Here is a 20,615-nt window from a genome sequence, read left to right on the forward strand (position 1 = left end):
TTATTTCAGAATTATTACCCATTTCATCTTATTTACAATTATTTCAGTTGATTTAGTTACCTAGACCTTAGCTCTATGTACTAAGAATTCGAAAAATTAACATTCTTTTAAAAGGTTCCCAAATGAGTACAGTAAAAATGAATTTATCAGACTATTTATTCATGCAATTTAAAACCATGACTCCCACTCTTGAACAAGTGGCAGCCATGTATTACCCCCATCTAAGTAAAGCAAAAATATTAGAAAAAGCGAGAAAAAAGGAATTTCCATTTATTTGCTACAAGATAGATGAAAGTCAAAAATCACCATACTTAGTTGATATTTTTGACTTAGCTTTTGTTTTAGACAAACGTTACAACGAACAAGCTAAAGAGTATGAAATTTTTACGAAGTCAGCTCTAACGAATTCTCAAAATTAAGGGTCTGTTTTCTTCGTTTAACCGATACATACCTTTCCAAACTCCCCCATGAATCGTGCAAACTAATTTGCTGTATCTGGGGGATAGTGAAACCTTGCTCAGCTAAACGGGTACACCCTTCATGTCTCAAATCATGGAATTTTAAATCATCTATTCCAAGCAACTTACAAGCTTTTCTAAATTCACCACCTATTGTTTTTGGACTAAGAGGTATCAGATATTCATCGCCATAGCCTCTTTTCAACATTCTAGCTCTAACTTCCTGCTCCGATAAAAGCTCAATAATTTTTTTACACTGAGGTAATACATTAAACTCCTTATGATTCCCTTTAGAGCCCGTTGGGTTTTTCAAATCACGTATTTTCCATGAGTTGTTATGCCTGTCAAAATCTATTAATTTCATTCGAGTGATTTCCGCTTCACGTCTACATGAGTAGATCGCAAACCAGATAATTAAATGCATTGGATAGCTATAGTTCGGATTACGCCATTTTTGTACAAAATATTTTGTAAGTGCCATCAGCTCATCATTGGTCGGGAGCCTATCTCTTTTCTGACTTGAAGAAATTTGGCGTGTTTTTCGTAATTGCGCTGTCGCTTTGTCAAAGGCATTTAGATCAATATCTATATCCCACATCACCGCTGCATGAGATAGCACCCCTCTAATATGTAACAACTCATGCTGGAGTGTACTAGATGCAACAGGGTCAAGTCCTAGATCTTCAATGCCCTTTTTGCGTAGGGCCACGTGTTCAGCAATATGAGTCGATTTAATTTTTGTGATAACATGCCGCGCGATTGGAAACTTCTGAATAAGTTTGAGTGAATATGTTTTAGTTCGTCCATACTCAGCTCCCACTTCCGCCAAATATTTCGAAATAGCGTTAGAAAGAGTTAGATCTATTACATCTTCTTGACCAAACAAAATTTCAGGATTTTCTTCTATTTCAGCTTCCCTTTTTGCTAACCAAATTGCTGCAACTTTCTTCGATCCAAATGTTTTACTTTCTTTATATATTGGTAAATCTTTTCGATTGATTCGAATTTCAGCACGATAGCGTATTGATCCATTGACTAACTTACGCTGCGTGATTGTACCCATTTTTACGCCTTATGATATTTTTACTTATTATGGCGTATTTATGGCGTAAATCAAATTTTAAAAAGAGCAAAAAAAGATGAAATAGATGCAAATAAATTCAACACAACACTGATTCAATAGGTTGATTTTCAATGAGTATTTTATCAAAACCAAGCAACACACAGAATCCTCGAATCAGTGTTGCACCGATGATGGATTGGACGACCAAAGATTATCGTTTCTTTGCCCGCTTATTTAACCCGAATGTCATCCTTTATACCGAAATGGTGACCACTGGCGCGATTCTGTTTGGCGGTGCAAATCGTCATCTCGACTATAACAATGAAGAACACCCGATTGTGCTACAACTCGGTGGCTCAAATCCTAAAGACTTAGCCACTTGTACCAAAATGGCACAAGACTGGGGTTATGATGAAGTCAATTTAAATGTCGGCTGTCCAAGCGACCGTGTACAAAATAATAAAATCGGGGCCTGTCTCATGGCAGAACCTGACCTTGTCGCTGAATGTATTGCTGAAATGCAAAATGCCGTGGAGATTCCAGTCACGGTAAAGCACCGTATCGGGATTGATGACATGCATTCTTATGAAGAAATGCTACATTTTGTCGATACAGTCGCGAAAACGGGCTGCGATAATTTTATCGTACACGCACGTATTGCCTTGCTTCAGGGGCTTTCTCCGAAAGAAAACCGTGACATTCCCCCACTACGTTATGAAGATGTCTATCGTTTAAAGCAAGAACGTCCAAATCTATTGATTGAAATTAATGGCGGGATCAAAACCTTTGCTGAAACACAAGAACATCTCAAACATGTTGATGGTGTGATGATTGGTCGTGAGGCCTATCATAATCCCTATCTTTTGGCTGAGATTGGTCAATTATGGAATTTGGATCTACCTGATCGTTTTGAAATTATCGACCAAATGCTGCCTTATATTGCAAAGCGTATGCAAGAAGGTGCGCCTTTGTCGATTATCACGCGCCATATTCTTGGGCTATTCCAAAACCTTCCGGGCGCTCGCAAGTGGCGTCAGGCTTTAAGTGGTGGTAATGCCAAGACTTTTGCCGATGTTGAAAATGCAATTCTTAACATTAAAGATGCAATGCAACGCACCGAAGATTATTTAAAAGAACACACTCTAGCCCAGTAATTTAGAACGTTGATCTAACATAAAAAAGCGAAGCATCTGCTTCGCTTTTTTATATTTCACCGTTATAGCCGAGTGCACGCTTTCGCTAAAGCACGCTTTTGTATATTGGTGACACATTTTATTTTTTCAGTTTTAAAATCATAATAATAGGAAATATATTTTCCTGAAAGATACTCACTAACAATTGGCTCTTTTCTAAAATAAGCCGTAGTTACACAACCATGTAAATCAGGTGTGGCATTTACTTTGATCTGTTCAACAAATTGACTTTGCTGACGAATTTGATCCTGTAATTTTAAAATACGATTCATATTTTGAAATTCTACGGATTGCGCAATCTGTTGTATATTTTTAAAATGACAAGCCTGCGTTACATCATCATGATGCTGATGCATTGACCAAACCAATAATGACTGTATATCACTCATCCTTTCTTTGGCTTCATTGATCTGATTTAAAACATAAAAATGACGAACGGTTGAATAAATAGCATATGCAACCCCGCAACTCAAAATGATCCCTAAAGCCACTCTTTTAAAATCAAGTTTGGAATGCCCTGAAAGATGAGTCATGGAGTTGCGTTATCCCTTTATATTTTAAAAGTGCTTCAGGCGAACTCTTCTTTTATATAAGAGCTTAACCGGTAAATTTACTCAGAGCACGCCAGTATTTGTCTTTAAACAAACTGACCTCTATTTCAAAGTTGTCTTTATATTTTTCAATCACTTGATCAACGACTTTGGATGGTTTTCTAAACTCTTTACAGGCAAAATATATGGTTCTTAAGTGATTACCCGTTTCACGACCAATATTTAAATAGCCATCCACATCTTTCAACTCTTGTAATAATACATCTTCTATCAAATTCAGTAGTTCATAATCTGTAGACGCAGGCATACCATTTGAATGCTGACCATCATAGGAGATTTCTATCAGCATCATCCACGGATGTGAGGCTTTTTGATCCCATGTTAAAAGTGTACGATTTAAAGTCTCCAGCAACGGTAGACCTTCATTAGTTTCACCTTCCAAGCTAACAAATTCATCGGCATCCGTATTTGAACGGGTAATTTTGTCTAATCTTGAAATTTCACTACTTTTTAAAATTAAAATGTTTTTGAGCAAGTTAATCGGTAACAATTCTTTTTCAGCACCTTGCTTAGACTGCACAGAAACATTGTCCAATTTAGTGACCGCATCGTACTCGCCCAGATAGTTGTCGAGAAAAATATACACAGCCTGTAAAAATGCATCGTTTTCAGCTGCATTATATTCATCATGTACTACAACCAGATCTATCTCATCGGGGTATTCAGCTTGCTGGTTAAAATAAAAAGATAAAGTCTCCTGACTAAACTCATAACCATGCATATTAATCCCGACTTGATGAATATCGCTTTCAGGTTTAAGCGCAGTAAACTTCCACCCTGCAATCTCAGGTGCAGTCGCAATCAGCTCTTCCACAAAGACAATATTTGGAATGATGCCATCGGGGGTAAGAATTAATTCAGCTGTTTGTGGAGTTAACATGCCCGTCAGAAAAAAGATGCCGCTATGGACTTTTTCCAGTTCAGGCGTCAATCGATCAAAGAAATCGCGCTCGATTTCAGTTTTACTGCCTTGATCCACAATGTGGTGAAAATGCTGTTGATGCTGCTGAAACCATTGCCAAAATGCAGTATATGCATTTTCATTTGCAGGCGTTTTTTGTTTTTGAGAACCCCATAATTTTTTTAAAAAGCTCATTTTTCTTTTCTCTTTTTTCTATTGATTTCAATATTTTTTGTGGTCTATGGACTGTATCAATATATCGATGTATACAGTCCAATTAAACCTAAAACAGTCTTATTGTTTCGCTTTCATTCCATCTAATTTTTTCAGCACTTCCGCCACTGCCACCATCGCAAAGCTTGAAGTCACCACCACCGCAGAACCATAGCCACCACAGCGTAGGCCTGCACTTGGACACACATCTGCACTGGAAAATGGATTATCAATCGAATACACACAGCTAATGCCGAACTTTTCTTTTGGTTTTTTACAAATCCCCATGCCACGCAACTGGGTTCGAAGCTTTGCCAACATTGGATCTTGTTCGGTTTTAGACAAATCAGCCACTCGGATTTTCAATGGGTCGAGCTTACCACCCGCTCCCCCTGAAACAATCAATGGAATTTTATTAAAACGACAGTGCAACATCAGTGCTAATTTAGCTTTGACGTCATCAATACAATCTAAAATTAAGTCTGGTCGATGTTCTAAAATTTCTTTGACGTTTTCTGGGGTCAAATAGTCATCGATCAAATTGATTTTGATTCGTGGATTGATGGATCGACAACGCTCAGCCATCACTTCAATTTTTTCATGGCCCAAGGTCGAGCTCATGGCTGGCAGTTGACGGTTAACATTCGAAGCCGCAATTGAGTCCATATCAACCAGTGTTAATTCGCCAACGCCTGTACGCGCTAAAGCCTCGACTGCCCACGAACCTACACCACCAATTCCGATCACCATCACATGACTTTTTTCATAATATGAAAAGGCCTCGTCTCCATAAATTTTGGCTACCCCAGCAAAACGGCGGTCATATTCATCATGTTGCAGATCAGTCATGCGTACATCTATATCGGTAAAATCGTGTTCATTTTACCTGAATACGACCTTGGATTGAATGTATTGCTACAAACAATAAAGCCCTGCTACTGACAGGGCTTTATTCCATTGAGATTAGGCTGCAATTAAATTACGCAGTACATAATGCAAAATGCCGCCAGCTTTAAAGTATTCCACCTCATTCAAGGTATCAATACGGCACAACACTGTAAATTGGTCTTGGCTACCATCTTCTCGAAACACTTGAATTCCCAAGGTTTGATGCGGCTGAATATCATCCGACAGTCCATGAATCGAAAGCACTTCACGACCTGTCAAATTTAAGGATTGGCGCGTTTGTCCATCAATAAATTGCAATGGCAATACTCCCATACCAACCAAATTCGAACGGTGAATTCGTTCAAAACTTTCAGCAATCACCGCTTTAACCCCCAATAAGTTCGTACCTTTGGCAGCCCAGTCGCGTGATGAGCCTGTACCATACTCTTTCCCAGCAATAATGATTAACGGCGTATGTTGCTGCTGATAAAGCATAGAAGCATCATAAATCGGCAAGGTTTCTCCTGTTGGAATATAGATCGTGTTTCCACCTTCTTCACCACCGAGCATTTCATTCTTAATGCGGATATTGGCAAAAGTGCCTCGCATCATCACTTCATGGTTCCCACGTCGAGACCCGTAAGAGTTGAAGTCTTTGGGTTCAACCCCCTGTTCTTGCAAATAGCGTCCTGCGGGGCTGTCTTTCTTGATATTACCTGCCGGGGAAATATGATCGGTGGTGACCGAGTCTCCAAGCACAGCCAAAATACGTGCCTGTTCAATATTGGTAATCGGTTTCGGTGGCTGACCTATCTCTTCAAAAAATGGCGGGTGGCGAATATAGGTTGAATTCTCTTGCCAAGCATAGGTCTGACTTTGAGGAATCTGAATCGCCTGCCATGCTACATCGCCATCAAATACTGCGGCGTATTCTTTATGGAACATCGCAGTATTTACACTCTGTAGCGCATGATCAATTTCAGCCTGACTCGGCCAAATATCTTTCAAGTAGACTGCTTGCCCATCTTTCCCGAGGCCGATCGGTTGCGTGGTCAGGTCTGTACGGATATTGCCCGCCAAACCATAAGCAACCACCAAGGGGGGCGAAGCCAACCAGTTGGTTTTCACCAGAGGATGCACACGCCCTTCAAAGTTACGGTTGCCTGAAAGCACTGAAGCGACATTGAGATCATGGCACTGTATGGCTTCTTCAATCGGTTCAGGCAGTGGTCCAGAGTTCCCAATACACGTAGTACAGCCATAACCGACCAAGTTATAACCCAATTCATCCAAATACGGTGTTAAACCAGCCGCAGCCAAATAGTCGGTCACCACTTTAGAACCAGGCGCAAGCGAACTTTTCACCCACGGTTTACGCTGTAGGCCTTTTTCAATGGCTTTTTTGGCAAGGAGTCCCGCGGCTAACATCACGCTGGGATTGGACGTATTGGTGCATGAGGTGATGGCCGAAATGACCACATCACCATGGTTCAAGGGATAAGATTTTCCATCAATGGTACAAGATGGCTCCTCATACGGTAGATTGGCTTTTTTAGCTTCAACAGCTGTGCCACCGCCTTCATTTTCTAAACGCTCTTTGGCTTCTTTGGCTAGCTTGAGATTTAGTTCCATCAAATCATGAAAAGTTTTAGGTACATCTGCTAGCAAGACACGATCTTGCGGACGTTTAGGGCCTGCCAAACTGGCCTGCACGGTGCTCATGTCCAAGCTCAAAGTATCTGTAAAAACGGGTTCATCACCTGCATTTCGCCATAAGCCCTGCGCTTTACTATACGCTTCAACCAAATCAATCCGTTGTTGCTCACGACCTGTCAACGCTAAATAGGCCAAGGTCACATCATCAATCGGGAAGAAACCACAGGTTGCACCATATTCAGGGGCCATATTGGCAATAGTCGCGCGGTCAGCCAAAGGCAAGTCAGCCAAACCATCACCATAAAATTCGACAAATTTACCAACCACACCTTTTTGGCGTAGCATTTGTGTGATGGTTAAAACCAAATCCGTTGCGGTAATACCTTCATTGAGTTTTCCCGTGAGTTTGAAACCAATGACTTCAGGAATCAACATGGATACAGGCTGCCCGAGCATCGCCGCTTCAGCTTCAATCCCGCCAACACCCCAACCAAGCACGCCTAAGCCATTGATCATGGTGGTATGCGAATCTGTTCCCACCAAGGTATCAGGGAACGCAAAAATTTGTCCCTCATCCTCCCCTAGCCATACAGCTTGAGCCAGATACTCTAAATTGACTTGGTGGCAAATTCCTGTACCGGGCGGGACAACGCTAAAGTTATTAAAGGCCGATTGTCCCCAGCGTAGGAATTGATAACGCTCACCATTGCGTTGCATTTCAATTTCGACATTTTCAGTAAAGGCATCTTTATCCGCAAAATGATCAACCATCACGGAATGATCAATCACCAAATCGACAGGGGACAAAGGATTAATTAAATTCAGATCACCACCCGCTTGTGCCATTGCCGCACGCATTGCAGCCAAGTCAACCACGGCAGGAACCCCTGTGAAATCCTGCATCAACACACGTGCAGGCCGATATTGAATTTCTTGATCAGAGCTTCTGTTTTTTTGCCAATCGACTAGGGCTTGAATATGCTCTACTTTTACACTTTTTTGATCTTCAAAACGGAGTAAATTTTCGAGTAAGACCTTTAAAGACTTGGGTAATTGATCAATATTACCCAATGTTTGGGCGGCTTGAGGGAGGTTAAAAATTTGATAGGATTTTTCACCTACCGTGAGTGTTTGTATTGCATTGAAACTATTGATTTTGCTATATCTGGCCATTCGGTTGCCCTCCCAGTATTGGCGAATTTATTTATTATGATGTTCTTTCTTTAATGTAAGCCTGTTTAGAAAAGAATGTGTTCCCTTTTGGTTATCTTATTTTTATCGAGATTATTGTCTTATTCTTCTAAAATTTTAAATGCAATGCAGCCAATGAGTTTTGCCAGAGTTGAGCTGCTAGCGAGCGCTCAGACTGATCCAGTGTCTGTGCGAGACTCTCCAAAACATAAGGTAAATTCACTGGCGTATTGCGGGTACGGTGCTCAGTCGATGTTTGACAACACAACGGCGTCATATCAGGACAGTCCGTTTCAATCACCAAATGTTCACTACCAAGTGCTTGCACCACTTGATGCAATTTTTTGGCGTTTGGATTAGTGATTTGCCCTGTCACCCCAATTTTAAAACCGAGTTTGACCAAGGCCTTGGCTTCTTCCACCCCGCCACTAAAGGCATGAGCGATACCACCGAATTTAAATTTTTGGGCTTTTAAAAGGGCAATGCTTTCTGCATGTGCTTTGCGAATATGCAATAACACAGGTTTTTGATATTGCTTGGCAAGTTCCAGTTGTTCAGAAAAATAAGATTGCTGCTTGGCGAAAAGTGCAGGCTGTTTATGTTCTTTTAAAAAAGTATCTAAACCAATTTCACCCACAGCTACGCAGTCCTGCTGCTGCAGGACCTGCTCTAAACGTTGTAAGTGTTCAGTCTGATGCTGTTCGATATAAAACGGATGTAAACCTGGGGCAAGATAAGAGCACGGAACATTCTTCCAGCTTTTTAATTGCTGATGGGTCTGAATCAACGCATCAAATCGCGATTCAAGAAAACCAATAAGGACCAGGGCCTCTACCCCAACACATTTTGCTTGCTCGGCCAAATGCTGCCGATCAGTATCAAAATCGGCAACATCAAAATGAGTATGGGTGTCGAACAGAGGCAAGCTCATGCTTGATTAACTCTTGGCTTCTGAAGCAGCCTGTGCGCTCTGTTTGGCTTTGGGTAAATACTCAGGCTTTAAAATTTCCTGGAGTTGATCATAACCTATAGTTAAGCGTGGTAAACCCACCACATAAGGGCCAATTTCATACTCGCCATATTGCAAAATCAGACCTTCAGTACCCAAGTAATAATTGTTACTCAAGCTAAACTTCCACGCTTGCTCATATTCATCGACATTGGTCGCTAACTTAGAGTCGACGACCCAAGTACGAAAGGCTTCATGCGCTACTCTATTTAACGCCGCCTTCTGATTCGGCAACAATAGATCATCCAAGCTCACTAGCTTCTGCTGTTTTAAATCAAAACTATAATAATGCTGTGATGATGAACCATGTGCACCGCCTAAGTAGCTGCTGGTGTTCAACACCACCGTGGCCAAAGGATCTTTGGCATTTAGAATTTTCGGTTTAATCATCAAACTAATTTGATGGTTCGAACTTAAAGCTTTCAACTCTTGATCTAAACCCAGAAAAGCGGCCAAATAAGGTTGAACTTGTTTCTCTAGTTTCAGTTTAGGCGTGAGGACTTGGCCTACTACCGCAGGCTCAGAACTTGCCGCCACCGCACTTGATGCCGTGCTATCAGAACTGCTATGCATCGGCGAAATATCAATAATCTGCGAGAGATCTTTGACAATTTGTTGATCAATAAAATCATCAATAAATGCTTGATTACTTTGCAAACGATCAATGTTTAATTCTGGGCAAGCATTGCCATCACATTCAGGTAATTCGAATTGTAATTTTTCGGTGTCACCGACCAGCTTTAAGGCTGTTTCTATCTCTGAAGCCGCTGTGGTTTGCGTTGCAGGAGTTTGAGGCTCTTTATCTTTTGGTTGGCAGGCTGTCAAACTGATTGCAGCTGCAAGTACGCTGATTGTAAATATTGTTTTGCTTTTTAACATAAATAACCTATTACCTTGTGAAGCCAGCTCTTGCTTTGGCCAATGCACTAAAACAACTGGGTATAGACATCGGCTTTTAATACCTGTTGAGTTTGTGCTTTCGTCAAATAAATATCAAGCTGGGTCCCATCTTTTACAATCTCATGAGTCCGATAATGTAAACCAATGCCCTCTTGGTCAAAAAACCAATCTGCTTGCCCCCAGTACAACTTCACTGGTGCAGATTTTCTCACTTCAGGTTCTTGTTTCTTCAACCAGTCTTGATACGCTTTTTGCACCAACACATTCATCGCCAGTTGCTGTTTCGGGTGAATTAAATCTAATAATGCCACCGCTTTTTGATTTTTACGATCTGCAACAAAGAAATAATAACGTTCCTTAACATTTACATTCTCTTGATTGGTATCAACCCCAATTTGCATGAGCACAAACTGATTGCGCTGATACGGTATACGCGTATACATCGCCAAGCTATAAGCCTTGTTACCCTTGAATTCGGCTTGCCATGTATCCGACTTTTTCACATAGGCATTAATAGCTTGCTGTAAGCTCATGTCTTGTTTTAAGCCAATTTGATCTTGAATCACTCGGGCCTGACTTTTGGCAATCCATTGGTTTAACCACGGATCTGCCGTTGTTAAACTTTGCAGTTCTAATTCAATACAATTCTTGGTTTCACAAAATGGCTGTGCAATATCAGCCGTTTGTTGCTGAATATTTAAATATGGTAAAACTTCAGCCTGCTCTGTTTTTAATACCGAGCTTTTGGCATCTGCATCTATTTCAGATTGTTTAGAGGAGTCACATGCTGTCAATAAGACAGTCAAACTCACCAATATTGTATAAATAGCCTGTTTCTGCAGCATGCATCTTCCATGAAATTCATGATTAAAATTAAAGTATCTTGCATAATAAAACAGCTTCACGAAGAAGCTGTTTTATTTTTTAACATCCCGATTAGTGTTCGCGGGTATTGCGGAACACGATGTCTGGATAGCGCTCTTGCATCAGTTGTAAGTTCACACGACTCGGTGCCAAGTAGGTCAAGTGACCACCACCATCTACCGATAATTGATCATGTGCTTTTTTCTTAAATTCATTGAATTTTTTGTCATCATCACATGACACCCAGCGCACAGTGTTAATGCTTACAGGCTCGTAGACGCAGTCGACTTTGTATTCTTCTTTCAAACGGTATGCCACCACTTCAAACTGAAGCACACCTACCGCACCGACAATCAAGTCATTGCTATTTTGCGGCATGAAGACCTGTGTTGCACCTTCTTCTGAAAGTTCTTTTAAGCCTTTTTGTAACTGCTTCGACTTCAATGGATCTTTCAAACGTACACGGCGGAACATTTCAGGAGCGAAGTGCGGAATACCCGTAAATTGTAATTTTTCACCTGATGTAAAAGTATCGCCAATTTGAATCGTACCGTGGTTATGTAAACCAATAATGTCGCCCGGCCATGCTTCTTCTAAGTGCTGACGATCACCAGCTAAGAAAGTCAAAGCATCACTAATACGCACATCTTTATCCAGACGCACATGCTTCATTTTCAAACCTTTTTCATATTTGCCTGAACAAATACGCATAAAGGCAATACGGTCACGGTGTTTCGGGTCCATATTGGCTTGAATTTTAAAGACAAAGCCAGTAAAACCCTCTTCAGTTGCTTCAACCAAACGATTTTCTGTTGGGTGCGCTTTAGGTTCAGGCGCATAGTTGCTAAATGCATCTAACACATGGTCTACACCAAAGTTACCTAATGCTGTACCAAACAATACAGGCGTTTGACGACCCGCAAGGAACTCTGTGTGGTCTAAAGGCTCATTGGCCATTTGCACCAACTCTAGAGACTCTTCAAATGCCGCCCAAGCCAACTCACCGACTTTTTCACGTAAGTCTGGATAGTCATAACCATCACGGACTTCGATTTCGGTAATGGTTGAACCAAAACCTGCTTTATACACATAAAACTTCTCTTCGATCAGGTTAAAGACCCCAGCGAAGTCACGACCTGTACCAAGCGGCCAAGTGATCGGCACACATTTGATTTTGAGAACGTTTTCAATTTCATCCAACAGCTCTAAAGGCTCACGGATTTCACGGTCCATTTTGTTCACAAATGAAATGATTGGTGTGTCACGCATACGACACACTTCCATAAGTTTCACAGTACGATCTTCGACACCTTTTGCACCATCGATTACCATCAAAGCTGAATCGACCGCCGTTAAGGTACGATACGTATCTTCAGAGAAGTCTTCGTGTCCCGGCGTATCGAGTAGGTTGATCATCTTGTCTTTAAATGGAAACTGCATCACAGAGGTGGTGATCGAAATACCACGTTCTTTTTCCATTTCCATCCAGTCCGAAGTGGCTGCACGGTCCGATTTACGGCTTTTCACCATACCAGCAATCTGAATAGCTTGTCCCCACAACAGCAATTTTTCTGTCATGGTGGTTTTACCAGCATCGGGGTGGGAAATAATCGCAAAAGTCCTACGAGCCGCGACTTCTTTCGCCAATTGATCTTTAAACATAAGAGAAATCTTCAATAGGTACACGGTGTTGTACACAACTTATGGATGTGTATCCAACCCGTAAAGTGATAACTTAAAATTGGCGCAATTGTAGCAGATTTATGAATGAGATTTTTTGATAATTTTCCCTTAACCCATCAGCTTAGTACATCGCATTCGTCGTCCATTTGAATGCTTTTTAGCTCTGGTAGCGGGTAAGAATAGAAACGCTATAGTCCTATCAGCTATAACTTAGATGTACAGAAACATTGTTTGATCCGATCTGAACTTACACTTAATCACGCTGTACCCAATGACAACTCGAAGCAAAACTTCCGTTACCCATACATCAGGCATTATTTTATCTTGTTTAAGCCTAATCTGAGGTCATTTTATAAATTTCACTCAAACTCTGGATATACGAAACTATATTTCCCTGTTTTTATACGTTCTACTATAGCCAAAGGGGGCATAACCACACCTATTTCTGCTTTACGGTTTTCTCCCTCTAGATTTCCAACATAAGTAAATTCATCGTCATTAATGTGCCATACAAACCAATTGTGAGAAATTTTTATTGGTTCTTCCCCTACCATAACACCATAATCATCTGTGTCTCTGAATAATATTGTAGAAGTTCCACCCACATCAGATATGTTTCCAACTTTCTCCCAAAGATTCATTTTTATGCCAAACTTAGTGACGCAATGCGCATAAAAATCGACATCATCATTAACGATATCCAATAACGTAGGAGTTGCATGGATCGGGTACACTTTTTTAAATGCTCTGATCACATCACTATTTAATTGTGTTAAATCAAAAGCAATAAGCTGGAAATATTTTTTTCCCTCATTATCCAATTCTACAGAAAAAACATCACCAATCTTAGTCACTACTCTAACCATAATTATTTAATTCCAAATTGCTCCCAATATTTTGGGCTGATTGAATTGATTTTATTGAACAATTTGGTATACGGGACAGCAGGACACTAAAACCAATAGGTTCTAAAGAATACATAAAAAGCCGATATCACTAGATAGAGATTTTTGCGAACACTGCTTATTTTTTATTAGACTCTCAACTGAAATACATCACCATAAAAGCGACCAGCCATCGGTACAAATTGTAGATATCGCTTAATTGAAATAAGTTGACGATGTGTACTCAAACTCTTCCAAGCGCTTAACATCCATAGGCATACCCAACAAATAGCCTTGTAATTGCTGACAGCCTAACCGTGATAAAATTTCCATTTGCAGAGGACTTTCTACACCTTCTGCTGTCACGACTAAACCCAAACGAATCGCCAGATGAACAATACTTTCTAAGATCATTTCATCTTTTGAACCAACGGTCAGTTCATGAATAAAACCTCGATCAATCTTTAACTCATCAACTGGAAGATTTTTTAAATATAAAAAGCTGGAATGTCCTGTCCCAAAGTCATCAATCGCCAAACGAATCCCCATTTCACGTAACCGCTGTAAGGTACGAATGCTGCCTTCGATATGGTGCATGGCCGTACTTTCAGTGATTTCAATGATTAGATGATTTGGGTTGACCTTGTATTTATCAAAAAGATGCTCAAGATTATTAAATAAATGCTTATGCTCAAACTGCACCGCCGATAAATTCACAGCAATTGGATACAGTTCAATTTTCTCTCGTTCCCAGATTTGCAGTTGTTTACATGCTTGCTCCAAAGCCCAATACCCCATTTGGATGATCAGCCCCGTTTTCTCTGCGCCTTTAATAAACATATTGGGGGTCAGCAAGCCTAAAGTCGGATGCTTCCAGCGAATCAACGCCTCGACTCCACAAATCCGTTGATCTTGGATGGTAAATTTAGGCTGGTAATACAAAACAAACTGTTGTTCTTCTACGGCTTTATATAAGTCATTGATTAGCTTAGTTTGGCTTTTCGCTTCTTGTTGGTCAAAACTGTAGTTAAAAATAGAATAGGTATTTCTTCCCTGATATTTTGAGGTCAGCATCGCTGCATCGGCATTAATCAGTAAATCCTGCAAATTACTACCATGTTCAGGATACATCGCAATACCAATACTCGCAGACACATTAATTTCTTTACCCGCAATCAAAAAGCTATCTTGAATCAACTCCAGCACGTGCTCCGCCATTTGGCACGCTTGCTCAGGCGTCGCCTGTTCCAGCACCATCAGAAACTCGTCCCCACCAATTCTGAGAATTTTTTCATTTTTACTTAAGTGGCGATGAATCCGAGTGGTTAGTTGAACCAATAATTGATCCCCAACATGATGCCCAAAGACATCATTTACGGCTTTAAAACGGTCTAAGTCGATATATAAAAAGGCAATGCTTTCATTGCGGAAGCGTTGATCTGTAAACAAAAAATGGGCATATTCCGCCAAATACAATCGATTGGGCAGCTTGGTTAAATTATCCTGTACCGCCTGATTTGCCAACTCTTTATTGGCCAGAGAAAGTTGAATATTGCGCTCTTCTAAACGCTGCTCCAACACCGCAACAACAAATGCCGCCACCAAAATCAAACAGGTAATAAAGATAACAACAAATAAAACAATGCTTTGACCTGCTTCAAGGGGCATCACCAGCTTGTCACTATGGGTTGGATAGAACGAGACTGCTAGCATACCGGTATAATGCATACTCACGATGGTCAAGGCCATCATCCCTGCAACATACCATTGGTACAACAGTTTCTTACTGACTGCACTTTTATATTTAAAGATCAGCCAAAAGGTTAAACCCGAGCCACTAATGGCAAGTAAAATAGAAAAAACTGTTAATAAAGGATCGTAAACACTCTGATAGCCCTCAATAATCAGCCCCATCATGCCAGTATAATGCATGCCCGAAATACCAAGCCCCATCAATACCGACCCCAAAACCAATCTTAAAAAAGGTAAGGTCTGACGCGTGGTCAACCAAATTGAAAAAACAGATGCAATAAAAGCAATAAAAAAAGAAAGAATTGTGAGTGCAGGGTCAAAATAACTATGCGTCGGCAAATCACAAGCCAACATACCCACAAAATGCATGGCCCAAATGGCACAGCCTAAGAAAAAACTACTGAGTAAAATGAGCACTGTTTGAAATTTTTTACGCCAAGTACGAAATAATAAGCGTTCGGTCGACACTGCAAAAAAACACGCCAACAATGCCACAACAATTGAACCTAATACCAAACTAAAATCGTAATGCACATGCATCATATAAAATGTCCGTATTAATTTCTCTTTTTCTTCATTTATATATCCTTTTTATCAAAGGCGAAAAGCATTGCTACCCGATTAAGAATCTTATACAAACAGGTTCAGGTCAAGAAAAAAACATAGAAATCTTATTAGAATTTATAGATTTATTTTACCTTGAAGATCGGTTTGGTAACCCGCCAAACCCGCATTTGTGTTTTGAATCACAATTTAAATAAAAAGCCAGTCGAAACTGGCTTTTTAATACATTGCGTCAGAGATTAAACTATTTTGCAGTGCCTTTTTGCAACTTGGCATAATCTAATAAGACATTTGCAGATTCAGTCACAAATGCTTCCTCTTCAGGCAATGCAGGACGTTGATTCGCTTTCATTTTAGCGCGTGCTTCAACCAAAGCTTCCATAGAAGCTTGATAGCTTTCCCAGTTTGCATAAGGCTTTTGTCCTGCAATCTGACGGCGCTTGTTTTCCGAGTCTAAAGTCTGTTTTTCCAGTGCCAACAATTCAGCTTTACGTTGATCAATATCTAAAACCACACGTTTTTGATCTTCGGTCTTTTTCGAGATTTCTTTACGCTGTTCAAGATAGTTAAACTGCGGGTCGACTTTAACGCGTGCTTGCGACAGCTCACCTAAACGTTTTACATACGGTGCAATGCTGCCTTCTCGTTTAAACGGTGCAGTTGGAATGGTGTCCCACTCAAGCGCATTTTTCGCTTTACGCTCACCAAATTCTTCATTATAAATATCTACCAATTTCACGTCTGGAATTACGCCTTTGTTTTGCGTACTGCCGCCCGTTACACGGTAAAACTTACGTTGCGTTAGTGTCGCTTGACCATGCGCCAAGTTATCGAGCTGAACTTGTGCCGTTCCTTTACCTGTAGTGGTACTACCAATCACAATGCCACGTTCATAGTCTTGAATCGCAGCAGAATAAATTTCGCTTGCAGACGCAGATGCTAAATTCACCATCACTGCCAATGGCCCTGCATAGGTTTGCGCACCATTGTCATCGTCTTCGAAAACGCTGACATTGCCGTTACCATCTCGAATTTGCACCACTGGACCTGACTTAATCACCTGTCCAAGCATACGCGCCACTTCTTCAAGTGAGCCCCCTGGGTTGTTACGTAAGTCGATAATAATCCCTGAGACATTCTTGGCCGCTAAAGTTTTGAGTGCATTGTTAGTATCTTCAGATACAGAACGATATTCTGTGCCCGCACGACGTGCACGATAGTTCAAATAAAAAGACGGAATTTCAATCACACCAAAGGTGTACTGTTGCCCATCACGCGTTACATTCACGGTACGTGAACGTACTCCTGCATCTTCTTCTTGAATGACGTCACGAGTAATGGTCACATTACGCGCTTGGCTCATCGACGCACCCGAGCCGAGTAAACGTATGGTGACTTTGGTACCACGTTTACCACGGATCAAGCCCACAATTTCATTGCTCGGCCAACCGATGACATCCACCATTTTTTCGCCATCTTGTGCCACACCAATGATGCGGTCACCCGACTTCACCTGTCCAGACTTGCTCGCAGGACCTCCTTCCACAATGGTTTCGATTTTGGTGTAGTCTTCATTACCCCGTTCAGGTCGAATCGACACCCCAATCCCTTCAAGCTGCAAAGTCGTCTGGCGGTTCAACTCCATTGCATCGACAGGTGGGAAATAGTTACTGTGCGGATCATAGGTAAGCGTCATTGCATTGAGTGTTTTGTCTAACACATCATCGCTTTTCACCCGTGAAATACGTTCTAACTGGCGCATATAACGCTTGGTTAAGGTTTGTACTGGGGTTAAATCTTCCGAGCTAGTGAGATCTTGTCCATTGGCCAACTCTGGGTTGGCTTTAAGCGCTTTTTGCTTCGCCAGCTCTTCTTCTTTGCTGATGGTCAAATTAATCAGCTGCGAAACCAACATTTTGTTCCAATGCTGACGTTGCGCCGCTTCATTGGCAAAATACGGTGCCTTTTCACGATCCGTTTCGATATAAACGTTGGCTTGTTTTAAATTCTGCGGCTTTTTCAGCTCATCCAGCATATAGGTATAAAACTGGGTCAAACGATCTCGATACTGTGCATGAATCGCATACGGTCCACTTAAGTCACCTGCTTTTAAAGCCGCACCTAAGTTTGAGCCATATTTACGCTTATAACTCTCTACTTCAGAGGCAAGAAACAGCGAATGGTCTGGATCTAAACTGTCCAGATAGAAATCGAGAATACGCGCCGATGTTTTCGCATCTAAACGTTGATTGAGATAATGTTGACGGTCAACCAAGGTCGCCAGTTGACGAGACACCAAAGCCTGCTCCTGCGACGGAACAATAGCTTGTTTGGTTACAGCGGTAGTTTCAGTCGCTGCAATGGCTTCATTAATGGCATGAGTGAAAAAGAATCCACCCGTTGCAATTGCAACCGCACAAGCAATGGTTTGAAGTTTCATAAATAATTCTTAGTTCCTTGGTTTTTGACCAAAATTACAATGTCATTTTTCGACATGAATTGAGAATATTCAAAATCTTAAACAACTTAATCTGTTTATGTCGTGTAGTTTTATCATAATCTGTGCTGACAAAATGTAGCAAATCATTGCAAAATTCGGGTATTGTTTTCGACGACCTGTTTCGCTCTCATTTCAGAGCCAAAACAGTCACTGACCAAAAAATCAAATACGGACACCCAATATGATTGGCGCATTGATGCTCGACATCGCAGGCACAGAACTTACTCAAGAAGATATTGCACTATTACAAGCACCGCAAGTCGGTGGCATGATTTTATTTGGACGAAATATTGAATCTCCTGCACAAGTTCGCGCTCTCACCGACCATATGCGCCGAATTCGTCCTGATATTTTGATTGCTGTCGATCAAGAAGGTGGACGTGTGCAACGCTTAAAACAGGGCTTTAGCCTACTTCCAGCAATGGGTAAGTTTGGCGAGCTATTCTTAAGCGAACCTGAAAAAGCTTTAAGCTTGGCAGAACAATCTGGCTGGTTGATGGCGACAGAAGTGCTTGCCGTCGGTATCGACTTTAGCTTTGCCCCTGTACTCGATTTAAATGACATCAGTGATGTGATTGGTGACCGTGGCTTTGCCAAAAATATTCAAGACATCGTACCGCTGGCCAGTGCGTTCCTAAAAGGGATGAAGGCTGCAGGCATGGCATCGACAGGCAAACATTTTCCAGGCCATGGTTCAGTCAAAGCAGACTCGCATGTCGCAGCAGCCATCGACTCACGCACGTATGATGAAATTTATGCCAAAGATATGCAGACTTTTATCAAACTGATGCCACAGTTGGATGCACTCATGCCTGCGCATGTGATTTATAACCAAGTCGATCCAAACCCAGCAGGTTTTTCACCGTATTGGATTCAAACCATTCTACGTCAGCAACTGGGCTTTGATGGTGTTTTATTCTCAGATGATTTAAGCATGCAAGCTGCATGTGTTGCAGGCGGTGCAGATGCACGCATTCAAGCCGCACTCCATGCAGGCTGTGACATGGGACTGGTGTGTAATGACCGAGCAGCTGCATGCGTGGCTTTGGAGGGGATTAACCAACTGGCTCTGCCAAACCAAACTCGCTTAGAACGCATGCGTGGTCAGATTCCAAACGTCAACGTCCAATCGACGCTGCATTTAGGTGAAGATTGGGCCAAAGTACGCGACCAAGTGGAACTATTTAGATTAAGTTAAGTACTTCATCTTTGACCATTTCAACCGCGACATTTCGGACAAAGGGACATCACAAGATGTCCTTTTTTCATTATGATAAACTCAAAATAAATCAACAGGCTTGCTCTGCATTGCCCAAACAACAACGCTAAAACAACAAAATATCAGGTACGGATACCATGACAGATGCTTTATCGGCTCATCGCCACATCTCTTTTACTGCACACTATACAGGCTATATTTGGTATAGCATGGGCATCTCACATCCTGTATTTGCCACCCGCAAAGGGAAGTTACTGGCCAAACTGGTGCATCCACTCGAAAGCTGGGCTGAGAAACATGTCGGTGGCAGTATGCGCACCACCTTAAAACAGCGTCATCAAATGATTGATGACCACCTCAGCGCGCTGATCCAACAATACCCAAACTTACAAGTTTTAGAAATTGCCAGTGGCTTGTCGCCACGTGGCTGGAGCTTTCGCCAACAGTATCCTGAGATTGACTATCGTGAACTCGACTTACCAGACATGGCACAAATGAAAACTCAGGCCTTAGAACAGATCGATCAGACCAGTCCAACGGTTCTCTCCGCCGACTTATTTAGCGCAGATTTTGCCCGTGCCTTTGAGGTGTTTGACCCAAACCGCCCTTTGGTGGTGGTGAGTGAAGGTCTGATCAACTACTTTAGCAAAAACATGCTCGCTCAACTGTTACAAGGCATTGTCCAATACGGACAGCAGTTTGATCAGTTATATTATCTGACTGACCTCTACCCTGAACCTGTGAAAAATAAGCTGGCTAATTTTATCTGGAGCAGTAGCAAGCTTTTAAAATGGATGTCTCGTAGCGCCTTTGGCTTTCACTTTGTCAGTCCGCCTGAAGCGGCTCAGTTTTTCAAACAAGTAGGCTTCCACACTGTTACCGTTCACCAACCCACTTTAGCTTTCAATAGCACTCAGTCTGACACTTCAAACTTAGATCAGCAGGATCACTTAGGCGACTTGGTCTGGTTAATACATAGCCAATGGCAAAAGCCCAATCAACCCGAGCAATAAACTTAGTCCCCATAAAAAAACAGCGATGACACGCTGTTTTTTTATTTTTGACT

Annotated in this window: 16 protein-coding genes; 4 read left to right on the forward strand and 12 right to left on the reverse strand. The window is 41.5% G+C overall.

The features are described 5' to 3' along the window. Nucleotides 1-122 precede the first annotated feature (122 nt). Nucleotides 123-419 (forward strand): pyocin activator PrtN family protein, encoded by a 297-nt coding sequence (locus tag AXW61_RS14940; RefSeq protein ID WP_029574588.1) that lies wholly within the window; start codon nucleotides 123-125, stop codon nucleotides 417-419. On the opposite strand, the gene AXW61_RS14945 is transcribed toward AXW61_RS14940, so the two are convergent. Further along, nucleotides 385-1,521, reverse strand: coding sequence for a tyrosine-type recombinase/integrase (locus tag AXW61_RS14945; RefSeq protein WP_010115612.1), 1,137 nt, complete (start codon nucleotides 1,519-1,521; stop codon nucleotides 385-387). The two genes, AXW61_RS14940 and AXW61_RS14945, sit on opposite strands and share 35 nt — an antisense overlap. A 131-nt stretch (nucleotides 1,522-1,652) precedes the next feature. On the opposite strand from AXW61_RS14945, the gene dusA reads away from it, so the two are divergent. Then, nucleotides 1,653-2,675: a tRNA dihydrouridine(20/20a) synthase DusA gene (gene dusA, locus AXW61_RS14950; RefSeq protein ID WP_062034943.1), complete on the forward strand. Its 1,023-nt coding sequence runs from the start codon at nucleotides 1,653-1,655 to the stop codon at nucleotides 2,673-2,675. A 62-nt stretch (nucleotides 2,676-2,737) separates the two neighbouring features. Here dusA and AXW61_RS14955 read toward each other — a convergent pair whose 3' ends face one another. From AXW61_RS14955 to AXW61_RS15005, 11 genes are all read right to left on the reverse strand, one after another. Further along, nucleotides 2,738-3,247 (reverse strand): hypothetical protein, encoded by a 510-nt coding sequence (locus AXW61_RS14955; RefSeq protein ID WP_062034944.1) that lies wholly within the window; start codon nucleotides 3,245-3,247, stop codon nucleotides 2,738-2,740. 64 nt (nucleotides 3,248-3,311) lie between these two features. Further along, the gene (locus AXW61_RS14960; RefSeq protein ID WP_062034946.1) at nucleotides 3,312-4,421 is read right to left on the reverse strand and encodes a DUF695 domain-containing protein; all 1,110 of its coding nucleotides are present in this window, start codon (nucleotides 4,419-4,421) and stop codon (nucleotides 3,312-3,314) included. A 99-nt stretch (nucleotides 4,422-4,520) separates the two neighbouring features. Then, entirely contained in the window at nucleotides 4,521-5,288 is a 768-nt protein-coding gene (locus AXW61_RS14965) for a ThiF family adenylyltransferase (RefSeq protein WP_005400793.1), read from the reverse strand. A gap of 114 nt (nucleotides 5,289-5,402) precedes the next feature. Continuing rightward, entirely contained in the window at nucleotides 5,403-8,156 is a 2,754-nt protein-coding gene (gene acnA, locus AXW61_RS14970) for an aconitate hydratase AcnA (RefSeq protein WP_062034948.1), read from the reverse strand. Between the two features lie 127 nt (nucleotides 8,157-8,283). Continuing rightward, nucleotides 8,284-9,099, reverse strand: coding sequence for a TatD family hydrolase (locus AXW61_RS14975; RefSeq protein ID WP_171254093.1), 816 nt, complete (start codon nucleotides 9,097-9,099; stop codon nucleotides 8,284-8,286). Nucleotides 9,100-9,111: 12 nt separating this feature from the next. After that, a complete protein-coding gene (locus tag AXW61_RS14980; RefSeq protein ID WP_062034952.1) occupies nucleotides 9,112-10,062 on the reverse strand; it encodes an RsiV family protein in 951 nt (316 codons plus the stop codon). Between the two features lie 47 nt (nucleotides 10,063-10,109). After that, complete coding sequence (locus AXW61_RS14985) at nucleotides 10,110-10,928, reverse strand: hypothetical protein (protein ID WP_058952348.1); 819 nt, start codon at nucleotides 10,926-10,928, stop codon at nucleotides 10,110-10,112. A 91-nt stretch (nucleotides 10,929-11,019) separates the two neighbouring features. After that, nucleotides 11,020-12,609 (reverse strand): peptide chain release factor 3, encoded by a 1,590-nt coding sequence (locus tag AXW61_RS14990; RefSeq protein ID WP_062034954.1) that lies wholly within the window; start codon nucleotides 12,607-12,609, stop codon nucleotides 11,020-11,022. Nucleotides 12,610-12,989: 380 nt separating this feature from the next. Next, nucleotides 12,990-13,496 carry a hypothetical protein gene (locus AXW61_RS14995; RefSeq protein WP_062034956.1) on the reverse strand — a complete coding sequence of 169 codons (507 nt, stop codon included), beginning with the start codon at nucleotides 13,494-13,496 and terminating at the stop codon, nucleotides 12,990-12,992. A 234-nt stretch (nucleotides 13,497-13,730) separates the two neighbouring features. Then, nucleotides 13,731-15,809 carry an EAL domain-containing protein gene (locus AXW61_RS15000; RefSeq protein WP_010325907.1) on the reverse strand — a complete coding sequence of 693 codons (2,079 nt, stop codon included), beginning with the start codon at nucleotides 15,807-15,809 and terminating at the stop codon, nucleotides 13,731-13,733. Between the two features lie 265 nt (nucleotides 15,810-16,074). Next, nucleotides 16,075-18,270, reverse strand: coding sequence for a carboxy terminal-processing peptidase (locus AXW61_RS15005; protein ID WP_062034958.1), 2,196 nt, complete (start codon nucleotides 18,268-18,270; stop codon nucleotides 16,075-16,077). A 241-nt stretch (nucleotides 18,271-18,511) separates the two neighbouring features. Between AXW61_RS15005 and nagZ the strand changes: the two genes are divergently transcribed. Further along, complete coding sequence (nagZ, locus tag AXW61_RS15010) at nucleotides 18,512-19,528, forward strand: beta-N-acetylhexosaminidase (protein WP_062034960.1); 1,017 nt, start codon at nucleotides 18,512-18,514, stop codon at nucleotides 19,526-19,528. A gap of 158 nt (nucleotides 19,529-19,686) precedes the next feature. Continuing rightward, nucleotides 19,687-20,562, forward strand: coding sequence for a class I SAM-dependent methyltransferase (locus tag AXW61_RS15015; RefSeq protein WP_062034962.1), 876 nt, complete (start codon nucleotides 19,687-19,689; stop codon nucleotides 20,560-20,562). Nucleotides 20,563-20,615 lie beyond the last annotated feature (53 nt).

It is taken from the genome of Acinetobacter sp. BMW17 (genome assembly GCF_001592855.1).
Classification (GTDB): Bacteria; Pseudomonadota; Gammaproteobacteria; order Pseudomonadales; family Moraxellaceae; genus Acinetobacter; species Acinetobacter johnsonii.